The organism is Hoeflea sp. BAL378, from assembly GCF_000759435.1.
Taxonomy (GTDB): domain Bacteria; phylum Pseudomonadota; class Alphaproteobacteria; order Rhizobiales; family Rhizobiaceae; genus Hoeflea.
Genome location: NZ_JRJG01000006.1, coordinates 11,637 through 32,210 on the forward strand (window position 1 = coordinate 11,637; position 20,574 = coordinate 32,210).

17 protein-coding genes are annotated in these 20,574 nt (G+C 64.5%); 11 read left to right on the forward strand and 6 right to left on the reverse strand.

Going from position 1 to position 20,574, the window contains the following annotated elements; all coding sequences use genetic code 11:
• Window positions 1-100: 100 nt before the first annotated feature.
• From LL06_RS02000 to LL06_RS02040, 9 genes are all read left to right on the forward strand, one after another.
• Window positions 101-1,690 (forward strand): ABC transporter substrate-binding protein, encoded by a 1,590-nt coding sequence (locus LL06_RS02000; protein WP_052161116.1) that lies wholly within the window; start codon window positions 101-103, stop codon window positions 1,688-1,690.
• A gap of 88 nt (window positions 1,691-1,778) precedes the next feature.
• Window positions 1,779-2,630, forward strand: coding sequence for a hydrolase (locus LL06_RS02005; protein WP_035521569.1), 852 nt, complete (start codon window positions 1,779-1,781; stop codon window positions 2,628-2,630).
• Window positions 2,627-4,240, forward strand: a complete 1,614-nt coding sequence (ggt, locus tag LL06_RS02010; protein ID WP_035521572.1) for a gamma-glutamyltransferase — start codon at window positions 2,627-2,629, stop codon at window positions 4,238-4,240. Before LL06_RS02005 ends, ggt begins: the two co-directional genes overlap by 4 nt.
• Window positions 4,241-4,262: 22 nt before the next feature.
• The gene (locus LL06_RS02015; protein WP_035521574.1) at window positions 4,263-5,237 is read left to right on the forward strand and encodes an ABC transporter permease; all 975 of its coding nucleotides are present in this window, start codon (window positions 4,263-4,265) and stop codon (window positions 5,235-5,237) included.
• 5 nt (window positions 5,238-5,242) lie between these two features.
• Complete coding sequence (locus LL06_RS02020) at window positions 5,243-6,190, forward strand: ABC transporter permease (RefSeq protein ID WP_201772291.1); 948 nt, start codon at window positions 5,243-5,245, stop codon at window positions 6,188-6,190.
• A complete protein-coding gene (locus LL06_RS02025) occupies window positions 6,187-7,161 on the forward strand; it encodes an ABC transporter ATP-binding protein (RefSeq protein ID WP_035521576.1) in 975 nt (324 codons plus the stop codon). Before LL06_RS02020 ends, LL06_RS02025 begins: the two co-directional genes overlap by 4 nt.
• The gene (locus LL06_RS02030) at window positions 7,158-8,201 is read left to right on the forward strand and encodes an ABC transporter ATP-binding protein (RefSeq protein ID WP_052161117.1); all 1,044 of its coding nucleotides are present in this window, start codon (window positions 7,158-7,160) and stop codon (window positions 8,199-8,201) included. Before LL06_RS02025 ends, LL06_RS02030 begins: the two co-directional genes overlap by 4 nt.
• A gap of 20 nt (window positions 8,202-8,221) precedes the next feature.
• Window positions 8,222-9,247, forward strand: a complete 1,026-nt coding sequence (locus tag LL06_RS02035) for an AbrB family transcriptional regulator (RefSeq protein WP_035521578.1) — start codon at window positions 8,222-8,224, stop codon at window positions 9,245-9,247.
• An 85-nt stretch (window positions 9,248-9,332) separates the two neighbouring features.
• Window positions 9,333-10,484, forward strand: a complete 1,152-nt coding sequence (locus tag LL06_RS02040) for a PrpF domain-containing protein (protein WP_161784917.1) — start codon at window positions 9,333-9,335, stop codon at window positions 10,482-10,484.
• A gap of 76 nt (window positions 10,485-10,560) precedes the next feature.
• Here the strand turns inward: LL06_RS02040 and LL06_RS02045 are convergent, their stop codons facing one another.
• Complete coding sequence (locus LL06_RS02045; protein WP_035521580.1) at window positions 10,561-11,298, reverse strand: SDR family oxidoreductase; 738 nt, start codon at window positions 11,296-11,298, stop codon at window positions 10,561-10,563.
• A gap of 53 nt (window positions 11,299-11,351) precedes the next feature.
• Here LL06_RS02045 and LL06_RS02050 point away from each other — a divergent pair, with 53 nt between their 5' ends.
• Both LL06_RS02050 and LL06_RS27590 read left to right on the forward strand, forming a co-directional pair.
• Window positions 11,352-12,290 carry an AraC family transcriptional regulator gene (locus tag LL06_RS02050; protein WP_035521582.1) on the forward strand — a complete coding sequence of 313 codons (939 nt, stop codon included), beginning with the start codon at window positions 11,352-11,354 and terminating at the stop codon, window positions 12,288-12,290.
• A 612-nt stretch (window positions 12,291-12,902) separates the two neighbouring features.
• On the forward strand, window positions 12,903-13,049 hold the full coding sequence (locus tag LL06_RS27590) for a hypothetical protein (RefSeq protein WP_161784918.1): 147 nt from the start codon (window positions 12,903-12,905) through the stop codon (window positions 13,047-13,049).
• 138 nt (window positions 13,050-13,187) lie between these two features.
• Here the strand turns inward: LL06_RS27590 and LL06_RS02060 are convergent, their stop codons facing one another.
• The 5 genes from LL06_RS02060 to LL06_RS02080 are packed head-to-tail and all read right to left on the reverse strand — an operon-like array spanning window position 13,188 to window position 20,559.
• Window positions 13,188-13,967, reverse strand: coding sequence for an enoyl-CoA hydratase/isomerase family protein (locus LL06_RS02060; protein ID WP_035521585.1), 780 nt, complete (start codon window positions 13,965-13,967; stop codon window positions 13,188-13,190).
• 1 nt (window position 13,968) lies between these two features.
• Window positions 13,969-15,861 (reverse strand): AMP-binding protein, encoded by a 1,893-nt coding sequence (locus tag LL06_RS02065; protein ID WP_035521587.1) that lies wholly within the window; start codon window positions 15,859-15,861, stop codon window positions 13,969-13,971.
• Window positions 15,861-17,357 carry a sugar ABC transporter ATP-binding protein gene (locus LL06_RS02070; protein ID WP_035521589.1) on the reverse strand — a complete coding sequence of 499 codons (1,497 nt, stop codon included), beginning with the start codon at window positions 17,355-17,357 and terminating at the stop codon, window positions 15,861-15,863. Before LL06_RS02070 ends, LL06_RS02065 begins: the two co-directional genes overlap by 1 nt.
• A complete protein-coding gene (locus tag LL06_RS02075; protein ID WP_035521752.1) occupies window positions 17,354-18,448 on the reverse strand; it encodes a hypothetical protein in 1,095 nt (364 codons plus the stop codon). The genes LL06_RS02070 and LL06_RS02075 overlap by 4 nt, the downstream gene beginning before the upstream one ends.
• Entirely contained in the window at window positions 18,445-20,559 is a 2,115-nt protein-coding gene (locus tag LL06_RS02080; protein ID WP_035521591.1) for an SMP-30/gluconolactonase/LRE family protein, read from the reverse strand. The genes LL06_RS02075 and LL06_RS02080 overlap by 4 nt, the downstream gene beginning before the upstream one ends.
• Window positions 20,560-20,574 lie beyond the last annotated feature (15 nt).

Below are 20,574 nucleotides of genomic sequence, written 5' to 3' on the forward strand. Positions count from 1 at the left end.
TCAAGAACGCCCTTGTTTACTCCGCAGCATCGGAGACCAGCGGACCGATCAAGAGCGACCAGCCAGGCGCTGGTCCGAACCGACAAGGGAGCAAGAAAATATGACTACTTATGTGACCCGGCGCAGCTTTCACGCTTCGGTGATGGCGTTGTTGGCCGCCACTGCCTTCTGCAGCCCGGCCTTTGCCCAGGAGGCGGAGCTAAGGATTGGCATGGCATCGCCGATCACCTCGCTTGATCCGCACGAAGATTCAAATTCGCCCAACAACGCGACCAGCCGCCATATCTGGGACAGCCTCATCAACCGCGGCGGCTCTGCGGAAAACAAGCCGCAACTGGCCACAGAGTGGGAAATCGTCGACGATACGCACTGGCGGTTCACTCTGCGCGAAGGCGTGAAATTCCATGACGGTTCAGCCTTTGATGCCGAGGATGTGGTGGCGTCGCTCATCCGCGCGCGGGACAAGGAAAGTCAGGCCTTTGCGTCCTACACCCGCACCATCAAGTCGGTGACGGCCGAGGATGCGCACACGGTCGTGGTGGAAACCACCGGTCCCGACCCGCTGATCCTCAACTCGCTCAGCCGGATCCGGATCATCAGCTCGGAATTCGCCGATGCGCCCGTCACCGATTTTGAAAATGGACCCGCTGCGTTCGGTACTGGCCCGTTCAAGCTCGTGTCCTACAAACCGGGTGACCGCGTGGAACTCGTGCGCAACGAGGAGTACTTCGACGGTCCAGCCGACTGGAGCAAGGTCACGCTGCGCCAGGTGCCCGATGAAGGCGGTCGCCTGGCGTCGCTGCTGGCCGGCGATCTCGACGTGATCGAGGCGCTTCCCGCCGAAGGCGTTGATCGCGTCGAAGGCAACAGCAACCTTAAGGTCATTCGCGGCAAGGCAACGCGGATTGTGTATCTCGGAATGGATGTGGCGCGTGATGAGACGCCCTTTGTCACCGCCAAGGACGGCTCGCCGCTGGGGGCCAACCCGTTCAAGGACGCCCGCGTGCGCAAGGCCCTCCTGATGGGCATGAACCGCGAGGCGATCGTCGACCGGGTCATGAGCAAGAACGGCACGGTTGCGCACCAGTTCGTGGCCGAAGGCTTCTTCGGGCATTCCGACGAAGTCGAAGAGGTGCCCTACGACGTTGAGGGCGCCAAGGCGCTGTTGGCCGAGGCCGGCTATCCCGATGGCTTCGCACTGACCATCCACGGTCCCTCGGGGCGCTACCTCAACGACAGCGAGATCGTGCAGGCTGCCGCTCAGATGCTGACCCGCATCGGCATTGACACCAAGGTCGAGGTGCTGCCGTGGTCGGTCTACTCGAGCAAGTATTCGGACGGGGAATATTCGCTCTTCCTCGGTTCTTGGGGCGTGAACACCGGCGAGGTGTCCAATCCCGCGATCGCCATCGTCGCCGGACGCGATGCCGAAAAGGGCCTTGGCCGCTACAATGGCGGCGGGATCGACGTGCCGGAGATCAACGCGCTGATCGAGAAGGCCGCGTCGACCCTCGAAGACGGAGAACGCGAGCAGATCCAGCGCGAGCTGTCGAACCTGATCTTCAATGAAACCTGGCTGCTGCCGATGCACAATGAAAGCGTCGTGCTGGGAGCAAAGAAGAACATCGACTTCGCGCCGCGTGCCGATACCTACACGCTCGCCTACGAGATCCACGACAACACCAAGTAAGATCCGGTTGCGGGGGCGGCATGGGATGCCGCCCCCGCTTCCTTGCGCCCAGATCGGCAGCACACCACCCTTCCTCACAGGAGATTTTATGCAGGACCTTGGATCCGGCGATGGCGCTTCGCGCGCTCGCGCCATCTACGACTACGGCGATACGGCCATATTCGCCTCCACCGAAGACCCGCGCTTTCACATGCTGCTTTACGTGCCGCCGGCCGCGGCCGAGGGACGCAAGGTGGATCTCCTGGTCGCCATTCACGGCACGGGGCGCACTTCGGCTGTCGAATTCCGCGATGGATTTGCCGAATTCGGGCTTTACAACGATTGCGCCGTGCTTTGCCCCATCTTTCCGGTCAACGTGCTCGGAGATGGCGAGCGCTCCGGCTACAAGTTCCTGATCGAGGGCGACATACGCTACGATCAGGTGCTGCTTTCCATGGTCGAGGAAATGGCGCGGAAATACGATCAGGATTGGTCGAAATTCGCCCTGTTCGGCTATTCCGGCGGAGGCCAGTTCACGAACCGTTTCGCGGTTGTACACCCCGAGAAGCTCTGGGCAGCGAGCATAGGCGCGCCCGGTACCGTCTCCTTGCTCGACCCCGACCGCGATTGGTGGGTGGGCGTCCGCAATCTTGCCGCGGTGTTCGGAAAGCCCTTCGATGCGGAAGCCCTGAAGAGCGTGCCCGTGCACATGGTCGTCGGTTCCGCCGACCTGGAAACCTGGGAGATCACGCGCAAGCCCGGCAGCTTCCAGTACATGGAGGGCGCCAATGATGCGGGCGGAACGCGTCCGGCACGCTTGCACAGACTGAAACAATCGTTCGAGCAGGCGGGGGTCAAGGTTCATCTGGATGAAATCCCGGGCATCTCCCACGACCGGATGAAATGCATCGGCCACGTGAAGGCCTTTCTTGCCCGCGTGCTGAAGGAGAAGCGCTCATGAACCGCAACGCGACCATTGTGGCGCCTCAACCCGAGGCAGTCGAAGCGGGAGCCGCGGTGCTTGAGCGCGGCGGGAACGCAATCGATGCAGCGCTCGCTTGTGCTTTCGTACAGGGGGTGGTCGATCCGCAGATGTCGGGTATCGGCGGCTTCGGGTCCATGCAGGTCTATATGCCCGGCCGCGGCATCCACGAGATGCTCGAGTTCTACGCGCTTGCGCCCATCGCCTGCACGCCGGACATGTGGGTCGACAAGCTGGTCGGGCAAAGCCGCGACGGCTTCGGCTTCATCCTCAAGGACAATATCTCGGAGATCGGCTATCTCGCCTGCTGCACACCGGGCTCGCTGAAAGGTTACGAGACCGCTTTGCGCGACTATGGCAGCTGGGATTGGGCGGACCTGATCGCCCCGGCGATCCGTTACGCCGAGGACGGCTTCATGATCCGGCCGCACATGCATTGGTACTGGACCAAGGACCAGAGCGCGGACGGTCAGAGCAACACGACGGACAAGCTGCGGTATTCGGAAACCGGCAAGCGCGTCTATTTCCACGAGGACGGCCGGCTGCGCGGCGTGGGCGAGATCCTGCGCAACCCCGATCTCGCCCGCACCCTGAAGCGGGTGGCCGGGAGCGGATCGTCGGACATCTTCTACCACGGCGAGATCGCCGAGGAGATCGCTGCCGATTTCGCCGCCCATGGCGGTCTGATCGGGGTGGACGACCTGGCCCAGTACGAAGTCACCAAGGCCGCGCCGGTATGGGGCAGCTATCGGGGCTATCGTGTCGCCTCAAGCCCGCCGCCGGGTTCCGGCATGCCGATGATCGAGCTGCTGCATATCCTGGAGAACTTCGATCTCGCCGCGCTGAAGCACGGCTCGGTGGATTACGTGCGCACGATGTTCGAGGCGATGAAGCACATGACCATCGACAAGGATGCGCATATGGGCGACCCCGCCTATGTGCATGTACCGGTGGACGAGCTGCTGTCGAAAGAGCATGCCGCGGCGATTGCCGAGAGGATCAAGAATGGCGAGCGGGCGAGTGTCGAGCGGCTCGACCTGTCGCAGCGCGACACCACGCATATTTCGGTGGTCGACAAGGACGGCAACGCCGTGGCGATGACCCATTCGCTGGGCAGCCCGTCAGGCGCCATCACCGAGGGCCTCGGCTTCATGTACAACGGGCTCATGGGGCGTTTTGATCCGCGGCCGGGCCGTCCGGCCTCGATCGCGCCGCGCAAACGCCGCGCAAGTTCGGCGGCTCCGACGATCGTGTTCGACGGCGAGACACCCTCGATCGTGATCGGTGCGCCGGGGGGCAGCTATATTGCTCCGACCGTTGCGCAGGGGATCGTCAACATCATCGATTTCGGCATGAACATTCAGGCCGCCGTTTCGGCGCCGCGCCTGGTGGGCGTCTCCAACAGCATCGACATTTGCAACCGCATCCGACGCTCGGTGTCAGATTCCCTGCGCTCCGAGGGCTATGAGGTGTTGCGTTCGCCCCAGACCTATGCATTTGCCGCTTTGCACGGTATCCGCATAGAAGACGGGGTCACCTCGGGCGCCGCGGATCCGCAGCGTGACGGCATGGCGATCAGCGTCGACTGATCGAGCCAGAAAGCAGGCAGCCATGATAACCTCCCTCATCAGACGTGCGATACAGGCCGGATTCGTGATCTTCGCGATGACGCTGATCGTTTTCATCGGCGTCAATGTCATCGGCAATCCGGTCGACATCCTGATCAACCCCGACCTGAACCAGGCGGAGCGGCTTCGGGTGGTCGAGAGTCTGGGCCTGGATCGGCCGTTGTGGCAGCAATATCTGAGCTTTCTGCACGGACTGGCTCAGGGCGATTTCGGCGACAGTTTCGTCTATTCGAAACCGGCGCTCGACGTGATTGTCGAGCGTCTGCCGGCCACACTGGAACTGGCGCTGTGCGCCATGCTGATCGCCATCGTGGTGGGGTTGCCGCTGGGACTTTATGCCGGCCTCTACCCCAACCGGGTGTCGTCGAAAATCATCATGACGGGCTCGATCCTCGGCTTCTCGCTGCCGACATTCTGGGTGGGGCTGATGTTCATCCTGCTGTTTGCCGTTCAGCTTGGCTGGCTGCCCTCGAACGGGCGCGGGGAGACGGAACTGCTGTTCGGGGCGCGCTGGTCGTTCCTGACCGCGGACGGTCTGGCGCATCTTTTCCTGCCGGCGCTCAACCTCGCGCTGTTCAAGACCTCGCTGATCCTGCGCCTCACGCGCGCCGGCGTCCAGGAGGTCGTGATGCAGGACTATGTGAAGTTTGCCCGCGCCAAGGGGCTGCGGGAGAACAGAATCATCTTCGTCCACATCCTGAAGAATCTGATGATCCCGGTGGTGACCATCATCGGGCTGGAATTCGGTTCGCTGATCGCATTTTCGGTGGTGACGGAAAGCATCTTCGGCTGGCCGGGCATGGGCAAGCTGATCATCGACAGCATCAACCTGCTCGATCGGCCGGTGATCGTCGCCTACCTGATGATGATGGTCGTGCTCTTCGTGTCGCTGAACTTCATCATTGACATCTGCTACACCCTGCTGGACCCGCGCGTCCGGCTAGACGGAAAGGGATAGGCGCCATGGACTCCAACTCCGTCCCCGTTGCCGACCCCCACGGCAACCCGCCAACCGCGGCCGGCTCCGCCGGCGCCAGCGCGTCGCGGTCGATCTGGCCGGCGCTGTTGCGGTTTTTCTCCGCGCCGGCGGCCGTTGTCGGCGCTCTGGGGCTGTTGATCGTGCTTTTCGTTGCGATTTTCGCACCGTGGCTGTCGCCGCAGAATCCCTTTGACCTGATGCAGCTCGACATCCTCGACAGCCGTCTGCCGCCTGGTTCCGAGAGCTTCTCCGGCGTGCCCTACATCCTGGGCACGGACGGGCAGGGACGCGATATCCTGTCGGGCATCATGTACGGTCTGCGCACCTCGCTCATCGTCGGCCTGGCATCGGCCATCGCTGCGGCTCTGATCGGAACGACTCTCGGGCTGATGGCGGCCTATGTGGGCGGCCGTACCGAGGGCTTCATGATGCGCCTGGTCGACCTGCAGCTCTCGTTCCCGACGATCTTGATGGCGCTGATGGTGCTCGCCATCCTCGGCAACGGCGTGACCAACGTGGTGCTGGCGATCATCGTTGCCGAATGGGCGACCTATGCGCGCACGGCCCGCGGTACGGCGCTGGTGGAGCGGGAGAAGGAATATATCGAGGCGGCGCGCTGCCTCCGCATTCCCGGTCACCGGGTGCTCTTGCGGCATCTTCTGCCCAACTGCCTCGCGCCGATCATCGTGATCGCGACCATGCAGGTGGCGCGCGCCATCGGGCTCGAGGCGACGCTGTCGTTCCTCGGACTTGGGGCCTCGGTCACGCAGCCCTCGCTGGGGATGCTGATTGCAAATGGCTACCAGTACCTGCTCTCGGGGCTCTACTGGATCAGCTTCTATCCCGGAATCGCGCTGCTGATCACCATTGTGTCCATCAACCTCGTGGGCGACCGGCTCCGCGATGTTCTCAACCCGAGGAATGCCCGATGACCGCGCTGCTCGATGTTCGGAACCTTGTGACGACGTTTCCCGGCGGCGCCGGCACGGGCCTGCGGGCTGTGGACGATGTTTCGTTCCAGCTCGCCCGCGGCGAGGTGCTTGGACTGGTTGGCGAAAGCGGGTCCGGAAAGAGCGTCACCGGCTTTTCCATCATGGGTCTGGTTGACTGGCCGGGCAAGATCGCCGAGGGGCAGATCATCTTTGACGGTAGCGATCTTGCCAAGGCGAGCGTGGAAACCCGCCGCTCGCTGCGCGGCAGACGGATCGCTATGGTGTTCCAGGATCCGATGATGACGCTCAATCCGGTGTTGCGCGTCGGCACCCAGATGACCGAAGCCCTGCACGCTCATGAAAAAATCGGCAAGGCCGAAGCGCGGGCAAGGGCGCGCGACGCGCTGGGTCTCGTCGGGATGCCCAGCCCCGAAGAACGGCTCGATGCCTATCCACACCAGTTGTCCGGCGGGATGCGGCAGCGCGTGGCGATTGCGATCGCCTTCCTGCACCGCCCAGACCTCATCGTCGCCGACGAGCCGACCACCGCGCTCGATGTGACGATTCAGGCGCAGATCATCTCTGAGTTCCAGAAGTTGACGGAGGATAGTGGCACTGCCGTGATCTGGATCACCCATGACCTTGCGATCGTTTCCGGCCTCGCTGACCGCATCGCGGTCATGTATGGCGGCCGCATCGTGGAAGCGGGCGGGATTGCCGAGGTGCTGGAGCGCCCGCGCCATCCCTACACCCGGGGCCTGATCCAATCCGTTCCGTCGGAGAATAGCCGTGGGACGCGGCTGACGCAGATCCCTGGCGTGACGCCGAGCCTGATCAATATGCCGGAGGGTTGCGCCTTCCGCACCCGGTGCGCGCGCGCCACCGCGGCCTGCGTCCAGCGCCCGGGACGGTTTGGCGATGAGGACAGCTATCATCGCTGCTTCCACCCCCATGAGGAGGCTCTGCGATGAGCATGACACAGGAACGCGCTAACGCCGCGGCATACGGCGCCGAACGGCCGTTGCTCGAGTTGCGACAGATTTCGCGGCGCTTTGGCAGCAGTCCAGACCTTGCTGCGCGGATCGCCATCGCCCTGGGAGCGGCCAAGCCCGCGCCGGTCGTGCACGCGCTTGACCGGGTGGACCTCTCTATCCGCCGCGGCGAGGTCCTTGGCCTTGTCGGCGAGAGCGGTTGCGGCAAGTCAACTTTGGGGCGAATCGCCGCCGGGATCCTGCAGCCTTCGGAAGGGACGGTCCTGTGGGAGGGCGAGGATCGCAACGGGTTCCGGGGTCGTCGCCTGCGCGACGCCGACCTCAAGGCGCAGATGATCTTCCAGAACCCCATGGCGGCGCTCAATCCGCGCATGAACGTGGAGACGCTGGTTGCCGAAGCACCGAAGATCCATGGGCTCATCAAGGGGCCAGTTGGCGAGTATGTCGACGACTACCTGCGCAAGGCGGGGTTCGACCCGACGATGAAGCGGCGTCTGCCGCACCAGTTTTCGGGCGGTCAGCGGGCCCGGGTGAACATCGCCCGCGCGCTGGCGGTGCAGCCGGACTTTCTCGTCTGCGACGAAAGCGTCGCCGCGCTCGATGTCTCGATCCAGGCACAGATCCTCAATCTCTTCATGGACCTGCGGGAACAACTCGACCTGACCTATCTGTTCGTCAGTCACGATCTGGGAGTGGTCGAGCACATCTCCGATCGCGTCGCCATCATGTATCTCGGCCGGGTGATCGAGGAAGCGCCGGTCGAGGAAGTGTTCGCCCGGCCGAACCATCCCTACACCCAGCAGCTTCTGGCCGAGGTGCCGCGCATCCGTCCGGGAAAACGGCGGTTCGCAGCGATGAAAGGCGAGTTGCCAAGTCCGTTGAACCCGCCGAAAGGCTGCCACTTTCACCCGCGCTGTCCCTTTGCCTTCGAGCGCTGCAGGACAGAGGCGCCGGCCACGCGCGAGATTGCGCCCGGACACCGCTCGGCCTGCCACCTCAACGACCAAAGCGCGGCATGACGGCCCCGGCGGCCGGCGGGATGCGCCCGACCTTCGCGCTGGCGCTGGCGATCGGCGCTTGCGGCGGAGCGGTGTTCGCCTACACCGGCATGCCGCTGCCATGGATGCTGGGCGCGATGACGGCCACCGGGCTGGCCTCGATCCTGCGGCTGCCTGTGAAAGGTGAACCGCTTGCGCGCCCGCCGATGTCGGCCGTGCTGGGTGCGATGCTCGGTTCGCAGTTCGGGCCGCATACGCTCGAAAGCGCCGTGCAGTGGTGGCCTGCCCTCATAGCGCTGGCGTTCTACCTGCTGATCTCGGCCGTGCTGTGCAATCTCTACCTCCGGCGCCTGATGCATCTGGATAGGGCGACAGCGTATTTCTCGGCCATGCCGGGCGGTCTTGTCGACATGGTGCTGCTGGGCTCCGAGCGAGGCGGGGACGAGCGCACCATTGCGCTGATGCATGCCTCGCGCATCTTTCTTGTGGTGCTTTGCCTGCCGGCGCTGATGACGTTGCTGACGGGAACCGATACCGGCGGTCTTGGTGCGAAGTGGCGGCCGTTTGCCGACATGGCGCTCATCGATGTCGGCTATTTCCTCGGAGCCATCGTCGCCGGCGCCGTCATAGGGCGGCTGATACGGCTGCCGGCCCCATATCTGATTGGCCCGATGCTGGTGAGTTCGGCCCTGCACTGGAGCGGCACGTCGGGTTTCGTGGTCCCGAGCGCCATCATCGCTGCGGCGCAGGTTGTGCTGGGCACGACCGTCGGATGCCGTTTTGCCGGAACGCAGCCCCGGCGGATCCTGCAAATCCTGATGACATCGGCGGGAAGCACCTTGATCCTGCTCGGTGTCGCGCTGGTCTTTGCCGTGCCGCTGCAGTTTATCATCGACGTGCCCATCGAGGGCATACTTCTGGCCTTCGCCCCGGGCGGTCTTGCGGAGATGAGCCTCGTTGCGCTGGCGCTCAATGTGGAGGTGTCCTTCGTGGTGGTCAGCCATATCAGCCGGATCGGAATGGTAGTCCTCGGGGCGGGGCTGATGTACCGCGGCGGCCGTCAGTGAAGGGACTCGGAGGGCGCGCCTCACGCAATGCCGCAAGCGGGCTTATTGCCATAGAAATGGGTTGAACATGTCGGAGAAGCCAATCATGCCAGAACTTCGTGATGACGCCGAATTGCTGTCGGCCAAGGTCACGCTCATGCGCGGCGGCACAAGCAAGGGCGTGTTCTTCAATGAGGCCGATCTGCCGCTGGATCGGTTCCAGCGCGAGGCCTTCATCCTCTCTGCGCTCGGCTCTCCCGATCCGAGGCAGATCGACGGCATCGGCGGCGCCGACATCCTGACCAGCAAGGTGTGCGTGATCGGGCCGGGCCGGGCGTTCGACGCGGATGTCACCTATGAGTTCATTCAGGTCGGCATCGACAAGCCGACCCTCGGCTATGGCGCGAACTGCGGCAACCTGTCTTCAGCGGTCGGGGCCTATGCCATCGAGGCCGGTTTCGTGCGGGCGAGCGACCCTGAAACCACGGTGCGGATCTACAATACCAACACGCGGCAAATCCTGACCGCGATCGTCCCCACCCTGAATGGCATGCCGCGAGTGCGCGGCAGCTTCGCGATTTCGGGCGTACCGGGCTATGGCGCCGAAGTCAGGATGGATTATTCCCGAACGATTGGCGCGAGCACCGGGGCGTTGCTGCCCACGGGCAATCTTCGCGACACCCTGTACGTGCCCGAGCTCGGGGAGCATGTCGAGATGTCGATCGTGGACATCGGCAAGGCAGCCTGCTTCTTCCGCGCCGAGGTTGTCGGAATCAAAGGGACAGAGGGGCCGGCGGGGCTTTCACAGGAGCAGATGAACCGCTTCCTGGCGATCAGAAAGGTCGCCGCAGTGGCCAGCGGCCTACCCGAAGATTCCAGTTTTCCCTCGGCTGTGGCGGTCATCCCTGCCACTGACTATCAAACGGAGCTCACGAAAGCGCCAATTCGCGCCGAGGATGTCTCGTTCGTGGCGCGGCAGGTTGCGGGTCCGCCACCAAGCCTGCACAAGGCCTATGCGTCGACCACGGCGATTTGCACTGCGGCGGCGGCGGTCTTGCCCGGTACGGTTCTGGCCGGACTTTCGTCGCCGATACACGGCGATGTGGTCAAGATCGGGCACCCGAGCGGCGTCTTCCCGGTCAGGATCAGCATTGCCGCGGATGGCACGGTGCGCGAAGCAAGCTATTCCCGCACCGCGCGTAAACTGCTCGAAGGTCAGGTGTTCGTGCACCGCCACTCCCGAGAACAGCCCCTGTAAGCGCTCCGGGGCTTTAAGTGGAGCCGAATGCCTGTGGACCGCATGCGGCGGCAGCGCCGGATTTCCTTCTTTATCATTAATCCTGCGCAGTCGGGCGCACCACGATGCTGCCGATCTCGACGTCACCGGGTTGGTCGATTGCGAAGGCTATCGCGCGCGCGATCGCGTCCGGGGAAATGGCAAGCTCTTGCTTGCGCTTCAGGATCGCCGCCCTGATGTCCGGATCGGCTATGGCGGCATCCGCGAAGGTCGTGTCGATGAACCCTGGCGATATTTCCGTCACGCGCAGGTTTGGGCCCGATTCCTGCCGCAGGGCTTCGGTGGCGGTGCGAAGTGCGTTCTTGGTCGCGGCGTAGACGCCCATTGTCGGCACGATCTTGATGCCGGCCGTCGAGATAACGTTGACAACGTGCCCGCTGTCCTGGCGACCAAACACCGGCAACGCCGCAGCGATGCCGTACAGCGCGCCCTTCAGATTCACGTCGATCATGGCGTCCCAGTCATCGACCTTTACAGCGTCGAAACGCGAGAGCGGACCGATGCCGGCATTGTTGACGATGACATCAAGCCGCCCGAAACGCTCGCAGGCAAGGTTGACCAGCGCGTCCAGATCCGCGCGTCTGGTGACGTCGATTGCCAGATGGATGGCTTCGCCGCCCGCCGCTTCGATCTCTCCAGCCACTGCGGCAATCTCAGCTTCGCTGCGCGCGCCGAGCACAAGCCGCGCGCCGCGCGCGGCAAGATGAAGAGCTGTCGCCCGGCCGATGCCGCGTCCTGCTCCGGTGATGGCGACGATCTTGTTCTCTATGGTCATGGTATAGGCTCCGTCTTCTGAGTGAGAAGCTAGACCTATGCGTTGCCAGTCGGATGATCTATGCTGAGATGGCCATGTCTTTGTCGAGATTCTCCGAAATCGCCCCCGATCCATTCTCCGACGTTCTTGCGGCGCTCGGCGCGCAGAGCGTGCGCGGGACCGGCCTCGAAGCGGCGGGAGAGTGGGCGCTCGCCTTCGATGGGCGAATGCGGTTGAAGTTCGTCGCCGTCACACGAGGCCGATGCTGGCTTCTGCTTCCGGATTATTCGCCGGAAGCGCTTGTGGAAGGCGATGTCGTTCTCCTCAGCAACACGCGCTACACGGTGGCAAGTGACCCGGCGGTCGAACCGATCGACGGCATGCCCCTCTACGCTTTGCCGGGACACGACATGGTACGCCTTGGCACTGGAGACGAGACGGCCTTGATGGGCGGTGGCAGCGGCTTTGCGGATGGCAGCGCCGCGTTCGTTCTGGATGCGCTTCCGAGGTTTCTGCGCGTCGACCGGACCTCCTCCACTGCCGAGGTTGTTTCAAAGACGCTGAGATTTCTGAGGACGGAGATCGGTAGCGCGGAACTAGGTGGTTCCCTCGTCGCCGAGCGGCTGGCCGAAATCCTCGTCGTCGCAGCAGTCCGCGCTTTCGTGGCCACCAGTCCGACAACCAGTACAGGCTGGATCACCGCGCTGGCTGACCCGCGAATCGGCAAGGCCCTCAGACTGTTGCACGGCGATGTCGCGCGCAGCTGGACGGTGCCGATGCTGGCGTCGGCGGTCGGCATGTCGCGCTCGGCCTTCACGCAGCGCTTCGCCGAGCGTGTCGGCCGCCCCCCGCTCGACTACCTCACCCGCTGGCGCATGGTTCTGGCGCAGCGAAAGCTCAATGCGGGTCAGACCGTCGCGGCAGTTGCCGCCGCAGTGGGCTACAGCTCACAAAGCGCCTTTTCTCATGCCTTCAAACGAACCCTTGGCCATACACCTCGGTCTGGTGGCTGATAGTTGGAGCGCCGTGCGCTTGTCGGACGCACAAAGGACGGTCTTATTGAATCTGCGCGTCGGCCCGCTGGCTGGCGCCCCATCCCCAGCACTTAGGTTGGGATGATGATTCCCCGCCGCATGGCCCGTCGCGCAGATTGCGCAGTCTTCTCGGCTACGCGGGCCTGCTCCGCAAGCGCCGGTCAGTTTTCGATTTGCTTATGCATCTCGCGGATAATGTCTTCGGCCTCCCTACGCTTGAGGCCGCAGAAAGCGCAGATTTGGATTAGATCGGGCAGCTCGAAATGATCGTGCTTGCCGCTCGGGCTCATCCGGTGCTGCTGAGTCCTGCTCCATCCAGATTGTAGGCGTGGCGGGCGTTGAATGCCGGTGATAGTCGCCATTCTCCATGCCGATTCATGAGGAAGGCAGCGTTCTTGACGTGATCGTCCTGGCCTGACGAAGCTGTTGAATGCCGCACAGCGAAACGGTTGCTCGATGTCGCAGACTGGCAGAGCTTGGCGATGCGAATCGTGGAGGTGCAATAGTCGCTCGACCTCTCCGCGGAACTCACCCGCGAGTGGGCAACTCGTCATCGCCTTCCATCATCAGGACAGACCGAGGCAGGTCAACATGCAGCTCTGGAATTGGCGCGGACCCGGCCTCATCAATGCCCATGAACGCAATGCCACCGTCTATGCAAGGGGGGTCAGGGAGGAGATCGGGGCCATTGAAACTGGGCGGCTCGATCCCTTCTTCCTGCTGACGCACATCTATTAGATCGACGAGGTCGGGGAAGAGCTCGGCGCCAACAAGCCCAAAACTCTCCCGAAAACCGGGGGAACTCGGATCTCAGGTCAGTCGGAACGTGAACTATGCGGCGATTGGAGCTCCCGGCTCCAGCGGGGAACAATCGTCCTAAGTGTACTGCGCCGGTTGCTTTGTCTTGAAGGCGGTAAGGCCCCGGGCCAGGTCTTTGCCTTCCACATGCAGGGCGAACCGTTCGAGTTCGGCTTCAATCCGGCCTTGACGATCCGGTGAACGCGATCTGCTGCCGGTCAGGAACTTGATGTGGGCGACGGCCTCGGGGCTGCGGTGGCTGATGTTCCGGGCTATTTCCAGCGCCCGGGCCATCAGCTGTTCTGGAGGGACAACTTCGTTGACCAGGCCCCAGTCCCTGAGCGTTTCCGCTTCGACGAGCCTGGCGGTGTAAAACAGGTCGGACGCCCGCGAATGCGATATACGCTCGCCGAGCCGGACGGTGGCGCCGGCGGCCGGCACCACGCCGTAGAGCGTGTGCCCGTCTCCGATCAGCGCACCCTGAGCGGCCAGGAGAATGTCGCAACAGAGCAGTGTCTCCAGGCCCCCGGCGACGGCCGTGCCGTTGATCGCCGCGATCACCGGTACCGGCAGGTCCTCGAGGCGTTGCAGCACGCCCATGTTGTAGCGCAGATAGTCGAGCAGTGTCTGTTTGCCGGTGCTGAGCGCCTCTTCGAATTCGACCAGGTCGCCGCCGGCGGAAAAGGCGCGTCCGGCGCCGGTGAGGATCACCACGCGAAGGCCCGGAAGCGTGGCGAGATGCACCAGCTGGCCGTCCAGCGACTTCATCATCGCCTGCGACATGGCGTTGAGGCTTTCGGGGCGGTTCAGCGTCAGAACGGCAATGCCGTCCTCGTAGGCGAGCGTGACCGATTCCATCCTAAGTGCTCCCCTGGGTCCGTCGTATCTCGTAGGTTTGCGGTAGCGGCTTCAGCGCCGCGTCAAGGGCGCCGGCTTGTTCGGCGGTCGCGCCGGCAATCGTCACCTCCACGCGCGTTCGCTTCCGCTCATCCAGACGCACATCGGCCTGAACCTCGACGGAGGAGCCGCAAATCCGCTCCGCTTCCAGCCGAACCTTCTCGGCAATCGCCCTGTCGCGCAACGCCGGCTTGAACAGCTTGCCGACGGCGGTGACCGGCAGGGCATCGATCATGATGATGCTCCTCGGCCAGGCTGGCCGTTCGTTAACATGGGTTTCCAGATGCTGGCGCAGCGCGGCCATGTCCAGCTCCGCGCCGGCTGTGGCGACCACGAACAGGGCCGGCACCTCGCCGGCATACTGGTCCGGCATGCCGACTGCGGCGCTGATCTCGACGCCCTCGAACTGGTTGGCGACGTCCTCGATCGCCGCCGGATCGATATTGTGCCCGCTACGGACGATCAGGTCCTTCTCCCGCCCGGTGAGAAACAGCCGCTGGTCCGGCGCGAGATAGCCGACATCGCCGGTGGTGAGCCACCCGTCGGCGTCGAGCGTGCCGTGATTGTGGGCGGGATCGACATAGCCGGGAAAGACCTGCGGCCCGCGCACCTGGACGATGCCGCTCTCGTTGGGAGCGCAGATTTCGGGCTCGTCGGAATGAAGCCGCAGGATCCGGGTCTCGGAAAAGGGCGCGCGAAATCCCACGCTGCCAGCAACCGGAGTCCCGTAACCGGGATTAAAGGCGATGGCTGCCGCCGTCTCCGTCATCCCATAAGTCTCGTAGAGCCGGATCCCGGTGGTGGCGGTGAACCGCGTGCCGATTGCCTTGGGCAGGACCGCGCCGCCGGTGACGGCCATCCGCACGGATGACACGTCCGTGCCAGGTTTCCAGGAATTGGTGACCGCCCCGATGGAGGTGGGTACGCCGCCGACCACGGTCGCCCTGTGGTGGACGACGATATCCCAGTAGCGCTCGACAACCGGCGCAAGCCGCATGCCGTAGGGCGAGGGCACGATCACATGACCGCCCGCGGCAATGACCGAAAGGCCGACCGTCATGGTTCCGCCGACATGGAAGAACGGGAAGCCGTTGATGACGGTGTCGCCCTCGTCATAGCCGAAAACCTGGGCGAAACCGAAGGCGGCGTGGATGTGGTTGCCGTGGGTTAGGCGGACCAGTTTCGGCCGTCCGGTGGTGCCGCCGGTGTGAAACAGCGCGCAGATTGCGTCGCGGTCCGAAGTCGCCTCGAAGGCGAGTGCGTCCCCGTCGCAATTCTGGAGGGCTTCGTCGAGCCGCATGTAGCCGCTCAGGCCTTCGGTGTCGCCGCCGATGACGATGACCTGGCGCAGAGACGGCACCGCCTCGAGCGCGCCCAGCGCGTTCGACCAGCACATCTCGTCGACGGCCCTGGCCGGTACGACCAGGATGGTGGCCTGCTCGGCGTCGAGAAGATCGAAAATCGCGTGGCGGCTGAGAAGATAATTGATCGAACTGGCGGCGCCCGCCACCTGCGCGCCCCAGAGCAACGGCGGCAGTTCGGGAAGCGTCGGCGACAGGAACGCCGCCACGCCCTTGCCGGGAGCCAGGCCCATTTTGTGGAACAGGTTCGCCGCGCGCGTGACTTGCAACAGCAGGTCGCGGTGGGTGAGAACCGCCGCCCCACCGTCCGGGTCTTCCGACCGCTGCACCGTCAGCGCCTTCGCGTCGCCGGCGTGAAACGCGGTGGCGCGGAAGAGGTCGTGGATGTTCCTGGCGGTGACAAGCTCGTCATAGGGGCGGCCTTCGATGGCCACGATGTCCTCGATCGTCCGGACCCGGGCCACGGGCCTCGTGGTCTTGAGTGGCCTCTCCATCAGTGCACCGCCGCGTACATGATCGTGTGTTCGTCGGCCTTGCGGCCTTCGAACTCCTCGACGATGCGGCCCTGGCGGCAGACCAGGATGCGATCGGAGATCTGCAGGATTTCCGGCAGATAGGAGGAGATCACGAGGACCGCGACACCGTCGTCGGCGAGCCGGTTGATGAGCTGGTGGATCTCGGCGATGGCGCCGACGTCGACCCCGCGCGTGGGTTCGTCGAAGATCACCAGCCTGGGCTTCTGCACCAGCGCCTTGGCCACGACCACCTTCTGCTGGTTGCCGCCCGACAGTTCGATCACGCGGGTGTCGTTGTCGAGCGCGCGCACGCTCAGCGCCTCGCTCCAATGTTGGGCGATCGCCTTCATCTCGCGGATGCTGACCGTCCAGGATTTGGTCTGTCCGCCCGCGAGCGCGCCCAGGTGAATGTTCTCGGCGATCGACATGGTTTCGAAGAAGCCCTCGAGCTTGCGATCCTCGGTGACATAGATGATGCCGTCGCGCACCGCCGGACGCGGTACCCGGTAGCGCACCGGCCGGCCGAACAGCCGCACCTGGCCGCCGTGGAAGAAGTCGCGCTTCATCACCCCGGCGATCACCTTGGCGGCTTCCGTGCGGCCCGATCCGATCAGCCCGAACATGCCGGTGATCTGGCCGGCGAAGATCGAGAACGAGGTGTTGCGGACGATGTTGTTCATCGACAGGTTCTGCACGCTGAGCACCTTCTCGCCGGCGCGGCGCACCTTGCGTTCAGCGTGCGCGCCGTAGAGTTCGTCCGACAGCGTGCGCCCGACCATGGCCCGAACGATCTTCTCGCGGTCGAAATTGGCCGTCCGGTCGGTGATCACATGTTCGCCGTCGCGCATCACCGTGAGCCGGTCGGAGATCTGCAGGGCCTCTTCGAGCGCGTGGCTGATGAAGATGATCGAAACGCCGCGCTTGCGGAGCCGCTCGACCAGCGAGAAGAACTGATGCTTTTCCTCGGGCGTCAGCGTCGCGGTCGGCTCGTCGAAGATGATGACCCGGGCGTTGTGGTGGACGGCGCGGGCGATCTCGACCATCTGCTTCTGGCCTGCGCCAAGGCTGGAGACGAGCGCCGTCGGGTCGACGTGGAAGTTCAGCGACTGCAGGAATTGCTGGCCGGCGATGTAGATGCCGCGCAGGCGGTGAAAGTGCTTGTCGTCGGTGAGATAGATGTTCTGCGCCACGGTCAGCGACGGCACCAGGCTGGTCTCCTGGTAGACCATGGCGATGCCGCGCCTGAGCGCGTCGGACGGCGTCGGCAGATCGACAGTCTTGCCGTCGAGCAGGATCTCGCCGGCGCTCGGCTGCACCACGCCCGCGAGCATCTTGGTGAGCGTCGACTTGCCGGCGCCGTTTTCGCCCAGCAGCGCGTGCACCTCGCCCTCCTCGAGGGTGAAGGTGACATCCTTTACCGCGGGCACGCCGCGATAGGTCTTGGTGCCGTTTCTGAGTTCCAAGAGTACGGTCATCGGAGCGATCCTTCCTCACCGGTTCCGGCATCGCATGCGACGACGACTCCGTCGCCGCTGGCTGCGATGAAGACGCGGCCCTGATGCTCGGCCATGTCGGTCACGCCATGGGTGTCGCCATCGGCGCGGCTGTGCAGGCTGGCTGTGGGCTGGAATCCGCGGTCGAGGCGCACGCAGAGCCCGGCCGATAGAGCCGGCGCCCAGGGCTTGAGCAGGCCGAGCTGCTTGACGCTGCCGCCCTGCAGCGGTTCGTAGAAGCTGCGCCCGCTGCGCAGGGACGGCGCGATCCAGAAAGGTCTCGGCACCTCGGCGATCATCCGCGTCTTGTAGGCGCGCTCGCGCAGAACGAATTCGACGAGCTGGCTGCGCGGCGCGAAGATCGCCAGCCATGCGCCGCCGTCTTCGGCGGGCGCCAACCGGCCCGGATACCCAGGCAGGTCGGAATGGACCGCCACCGGCTCCCCGCCTGTGAGCGGCAGGCGCGCCAGCCTGTGCTTCCAGGCCTCGCTGAACACGAGGCTGTTCCCGTCCAGCGCCAGTCCGGCCGGCCAGGCAAGCCCATCGGCGAGGCGTCGGCCCTTGCCGCTGTCGCGGTCGATGCGCCAGAGGCTGCCCGAGGCGTTGCGCTGCATCAGGTCCAGCTGCCAATCCGGCGCAGGATTGGTGGCCGAGCCGTTGGCGAGAAAGATCGCGGTCGGCGAGGTGGCGATGGCGGTGATGCAGCGCAGGCCTTCGGGAACCCGGTAGCTGCGCCCCTCGGAGGAACCGCCCTCGATGAGGATGTCGCCGGTCTCGAGCACGACCGCGAGCCCCTCGTCGCCGATGGCCGCGATGCAGGCGATGCGGCCGTCGAATTTGCGCCAGGGCTGCCAGGCGGTGCCATCCGCAAGCCGGTAGAGCGTGGTGCCGGCTGAGGCAACCGGGGAGCCGAAAAGCACGGCAATTGCATCAACGCCCGGAAGCGGCCAGCGCGTCCTGGCCTCATCGAGCCGCCGGTTCGGCCGCAACGCGCCGTCGAGCGCCGGGACGGTGACCGCCGCGTCGCCGCGCCCGGTCAGATTGTCGATGGCTCTCAGAACCGCGCCGATCATGTCCGCCCCCAATAGGATTTCGGCCCCGTCCAGCCTGTATCCGCGCCGTCGAGCTTGAGCCGGCCGATGCGGTTGTTGGAAATGCCGCCGATATAGAGATGACCCTTGTGCTCGCGCATCGAGGTGATCATCGGATGGTTTTCGCCGCCCAGATCCCACATCACGTCGAGAATTTGGCCGGTCTCGTCGAAGCGGACTACGCAACCGGTGTTGATGTTGGGATAGAGCCATTCGTCGGGCGCGATGCGCCGGGCCATGCGCTTGCGGAAGCCCGGCATGCGCATCGAAAGGTCCACCGAAGGCGTGCGCATGCCCACCAGCGCCAGCCAGAAGGTGCCGTCCGACGCCCGGTTGATGTTGTCGGGATAGCCGGGCAGGTTCGGGATCACCGGCTCGACCTTGCCCTTCTTCGGCCCGGCGAAATAATAGCGGCTGACGCGGCAGGCCCAGGTCTCGGCGAACAGGAACGACTGGCCGTCATGGGTCATGCAGATGCCGTTGGGAAACACCAGGTTCTTCAGGATCGTCTGCGTGGTGTTGGTATTCGGGTCGTAGCAGATGATGCGACCGTTGCCGCGCGCTTCCAGGCTGTCGACCGGCCATTCGTGCATGTCGTAGCGCACGGTCGCCTCGCTGAAATAGATCCGCCCGTCGGGCGCGACGTCGAGGTCGTCGGCCAGCCGCAAACGGGAATCGTCGATGATCGTGAACAGCGAGCGGTTGGTCTCGTCCGTCAGCTTCTCGACCTCGCGGTCCTTCGTCACGCGGTAGAGCCCCATGCCGCCGACGCAGACCAGCAGCGCGCCGTCGGGCGCGAACGCCATGCCGAGCGGCCGGCCGCCGATATGGGCGTAGATTTCCTGCTCCTTGTAGTCGGGGGCCAGGAAGCGGACGATGTCGCCGGTGCGGTTGCCGGCGTAGATGTGGTCGTCGTCGTCGAGGATGACGTCCTCGGGTCCGTCGATGGCGCCAAGGCCGATCAGCTCGACCGGGCGCAGCTTGTCGTTGAGCGCATAGGGCGAGTCTCCTTCGGTCGCAGGCGCCGGCGGCAGCGGCGCGAAGGTGGGCGAGACATAGACATTCGACAACAGCTTGTGGCGGTTCTTGAGCCAGCGCACATCGATGGCCACCGCAGCCAACAGCACCAGCCCCAGAAGCAGCGAGTTGGCGCCGCTGCTCACGCCGAGCCGCACCATGGAATTGACCATGATCATCACGGTGATCGCGCCAATCAGCGCCTTGACGGCGGAGCCGCGGCCGCCGCCGAGACTGTTGCCGCCAAGCACGGCGGCGGTGAGCGCGGTGATCTCGAGTCCGATGCCGGTATCGGCGCCCGCTCCGCCGAGCCGCGAGGCGAACAGCAGGCCCGCGAGCGCACACAGCGCCCCGGAGACGACATAGGTGATGCAGACGACCCGGCGGACCGGAATGCCGACATTGTGGGACGAACGGCGGGATCCGCCGGTGGCGAGAATGTGCCATCCCGCACGGGTGCGGCTGAGAACAAGATGCAGGATGGCGGCGATGACAAGGGTCATGAAGACGCTGAACGGCATGCCCAGCAGGAAGCCTTCCCCCAGATAGTACCAGGCGTCGGAATCGATGAAGCCGCCGGCGATGGCGACCGAATATTTCAGCAGCAGCATGTCGACGATGGCGCGCACGATGATCAGCGTCACCAGGGTCGTCAGGAAGGCGCGCAGCCTGAGGTAGCCGACCAGGATACCGTTGACGAGGCCCACCGCCGCGCCGCAGGCGATGGTCGCGGCAATGGCCGCCGGCATGGTCCATTCCGCCACCGACATCAGGGTCAGGGCCACGATGTTGCCGAGCGCGAAGGTCGAGCCGACGCTCAGGTCGATGCCGCCTGCCACCATCACGATCATCAGCGCCAGCACCAGCAGGCTGAACTCTCCCCACTGCCTGAGCAGGTTGGCAAGGCTGGATGCGCCGAAGAAATCGGGGATCGCGGAGCCGAACACCGTCACCACCGCCATCAGGATGAGAACCGGAATGGCGTTGTCGATCCAGCGCTTGGTCAGGATCTCGCCGAGGAGGTGATCGGGCACGGCACGATAGCGCCAGCGCATGAGCGTGTCGGATACGGACATGGTCGTTGAATCTTT

Coding starts and splice junctions, on each gene's coding strand:
- LL06_RS02025 (WP_035521576.1), top strand. CDS start 6,187: ATGACCGCGCTGCTCGATGTTCGGAACCTTGTGACGACGTTTCCCGGC.
- LL06_RS02015 (WP_035521574.1), top strand. CDS start 4,263: ATGATAACCTCCCTCATCAGACGTGCGATACAGGCCGGATTCGTGATC.
- LL06_RS02060 (WP_035521585.1), bottom strand. CDS start 13,967: ATGGAATCGGTCACGCTCGCCTACGAGGACGGCATTGCCGTTCTGACG.
- LL06_RS02020 (WP_201772291.1), top strand. CDS start 5,243: ATGGACTCCAACTCCGTCCCCGTTGCCGACCCCCACGGCAACCCGCCA.
- LL06_RS02045 (WP_035521580.1), bottom strand. CDS start 11,298: ATGACCATAGAGAACAAGATCGTCGCCATCACCGGAGCAGGACGCGGC.
- LL06_RS02000 (WP_052161116.1), top strand. CDS start 101: ATGACTACTTATGTGACCCGGCGCAGCTTTCACGCTTCGGTGATGGCG.
- LL06_RS02080 (WP_035521591.1), bottom strand. CDS start 20,559: ATGTCCGTATCCGACACGCTCATGCGCTGGCGCTATCGTGCCGTGCCC.
- LL06_RS02065 (WP_035521587.1), bottom strand. CDS start 15,861: ATGGAGAGGCCACTCAAGACCACGAGGCCCGTGGCCCGGGTCCGGACG.
- LL06_RS02075 (WP_035521752.1), bottom strand. CDS start 18,448: ATGATCGGCGCGGTTCTGAGAGCCATCGACAATCTGACCGGGCGCGGC.
- LL06_RS02030 (WP_052161117.1), top strand. CDS start 7,158: ATGAGCATGACACAGGAACGCGCTAACGCCGCGGCATACGGCGCCGAA.
- LL06_RS02040 (WP_161784917.1), top strand. CDS start 9,333: ATGCCAGAACTTCGTGATGACGCCGAATTGCTGTCGGCCAAGGTCACG.
- LL06_RS02035 (WP_035521578.1), top strand. CDS start 8,222: ATGCGCCCGACCTTCGCGCTGGCGCTGGCGATCGGCGCTTGCGGCGGA.
- LL06_RS02050 (WP_035521582.1), top strand. CDS start 11,352: ATGATCTATGCTGAGATGGCCATGTCTTTGTCGAGATTCTCCGAAATC.
- LL06_RS02005 (WP_035521569.1), top strand. CDS start 1,779: ATGCAGGACCTTGGATCCGGCGATGGCGCTTCGCGCGCTCGCGCCATC.
- ggt (WP_035521572.1), top strand. CDS start 2,627: ATGAACCGCAACGCGACCATTGTGGCGCCTCAACCCGAGGCAGTCGAA.
- LL06_RS27590 (WP_161784918.1), top strand. CDS start 12,903: ATGCAGCTCTGGAATTGGCGCGGACCCGGCCTCATCAATGCCCATGAA.
- LL06_RS02070 (WP_035521589.1), bottom strand. CDS start 17,357: ATGACCGTACTCTTGGAACTCAGAAACGGCACCAAGACCTATCGCGGC.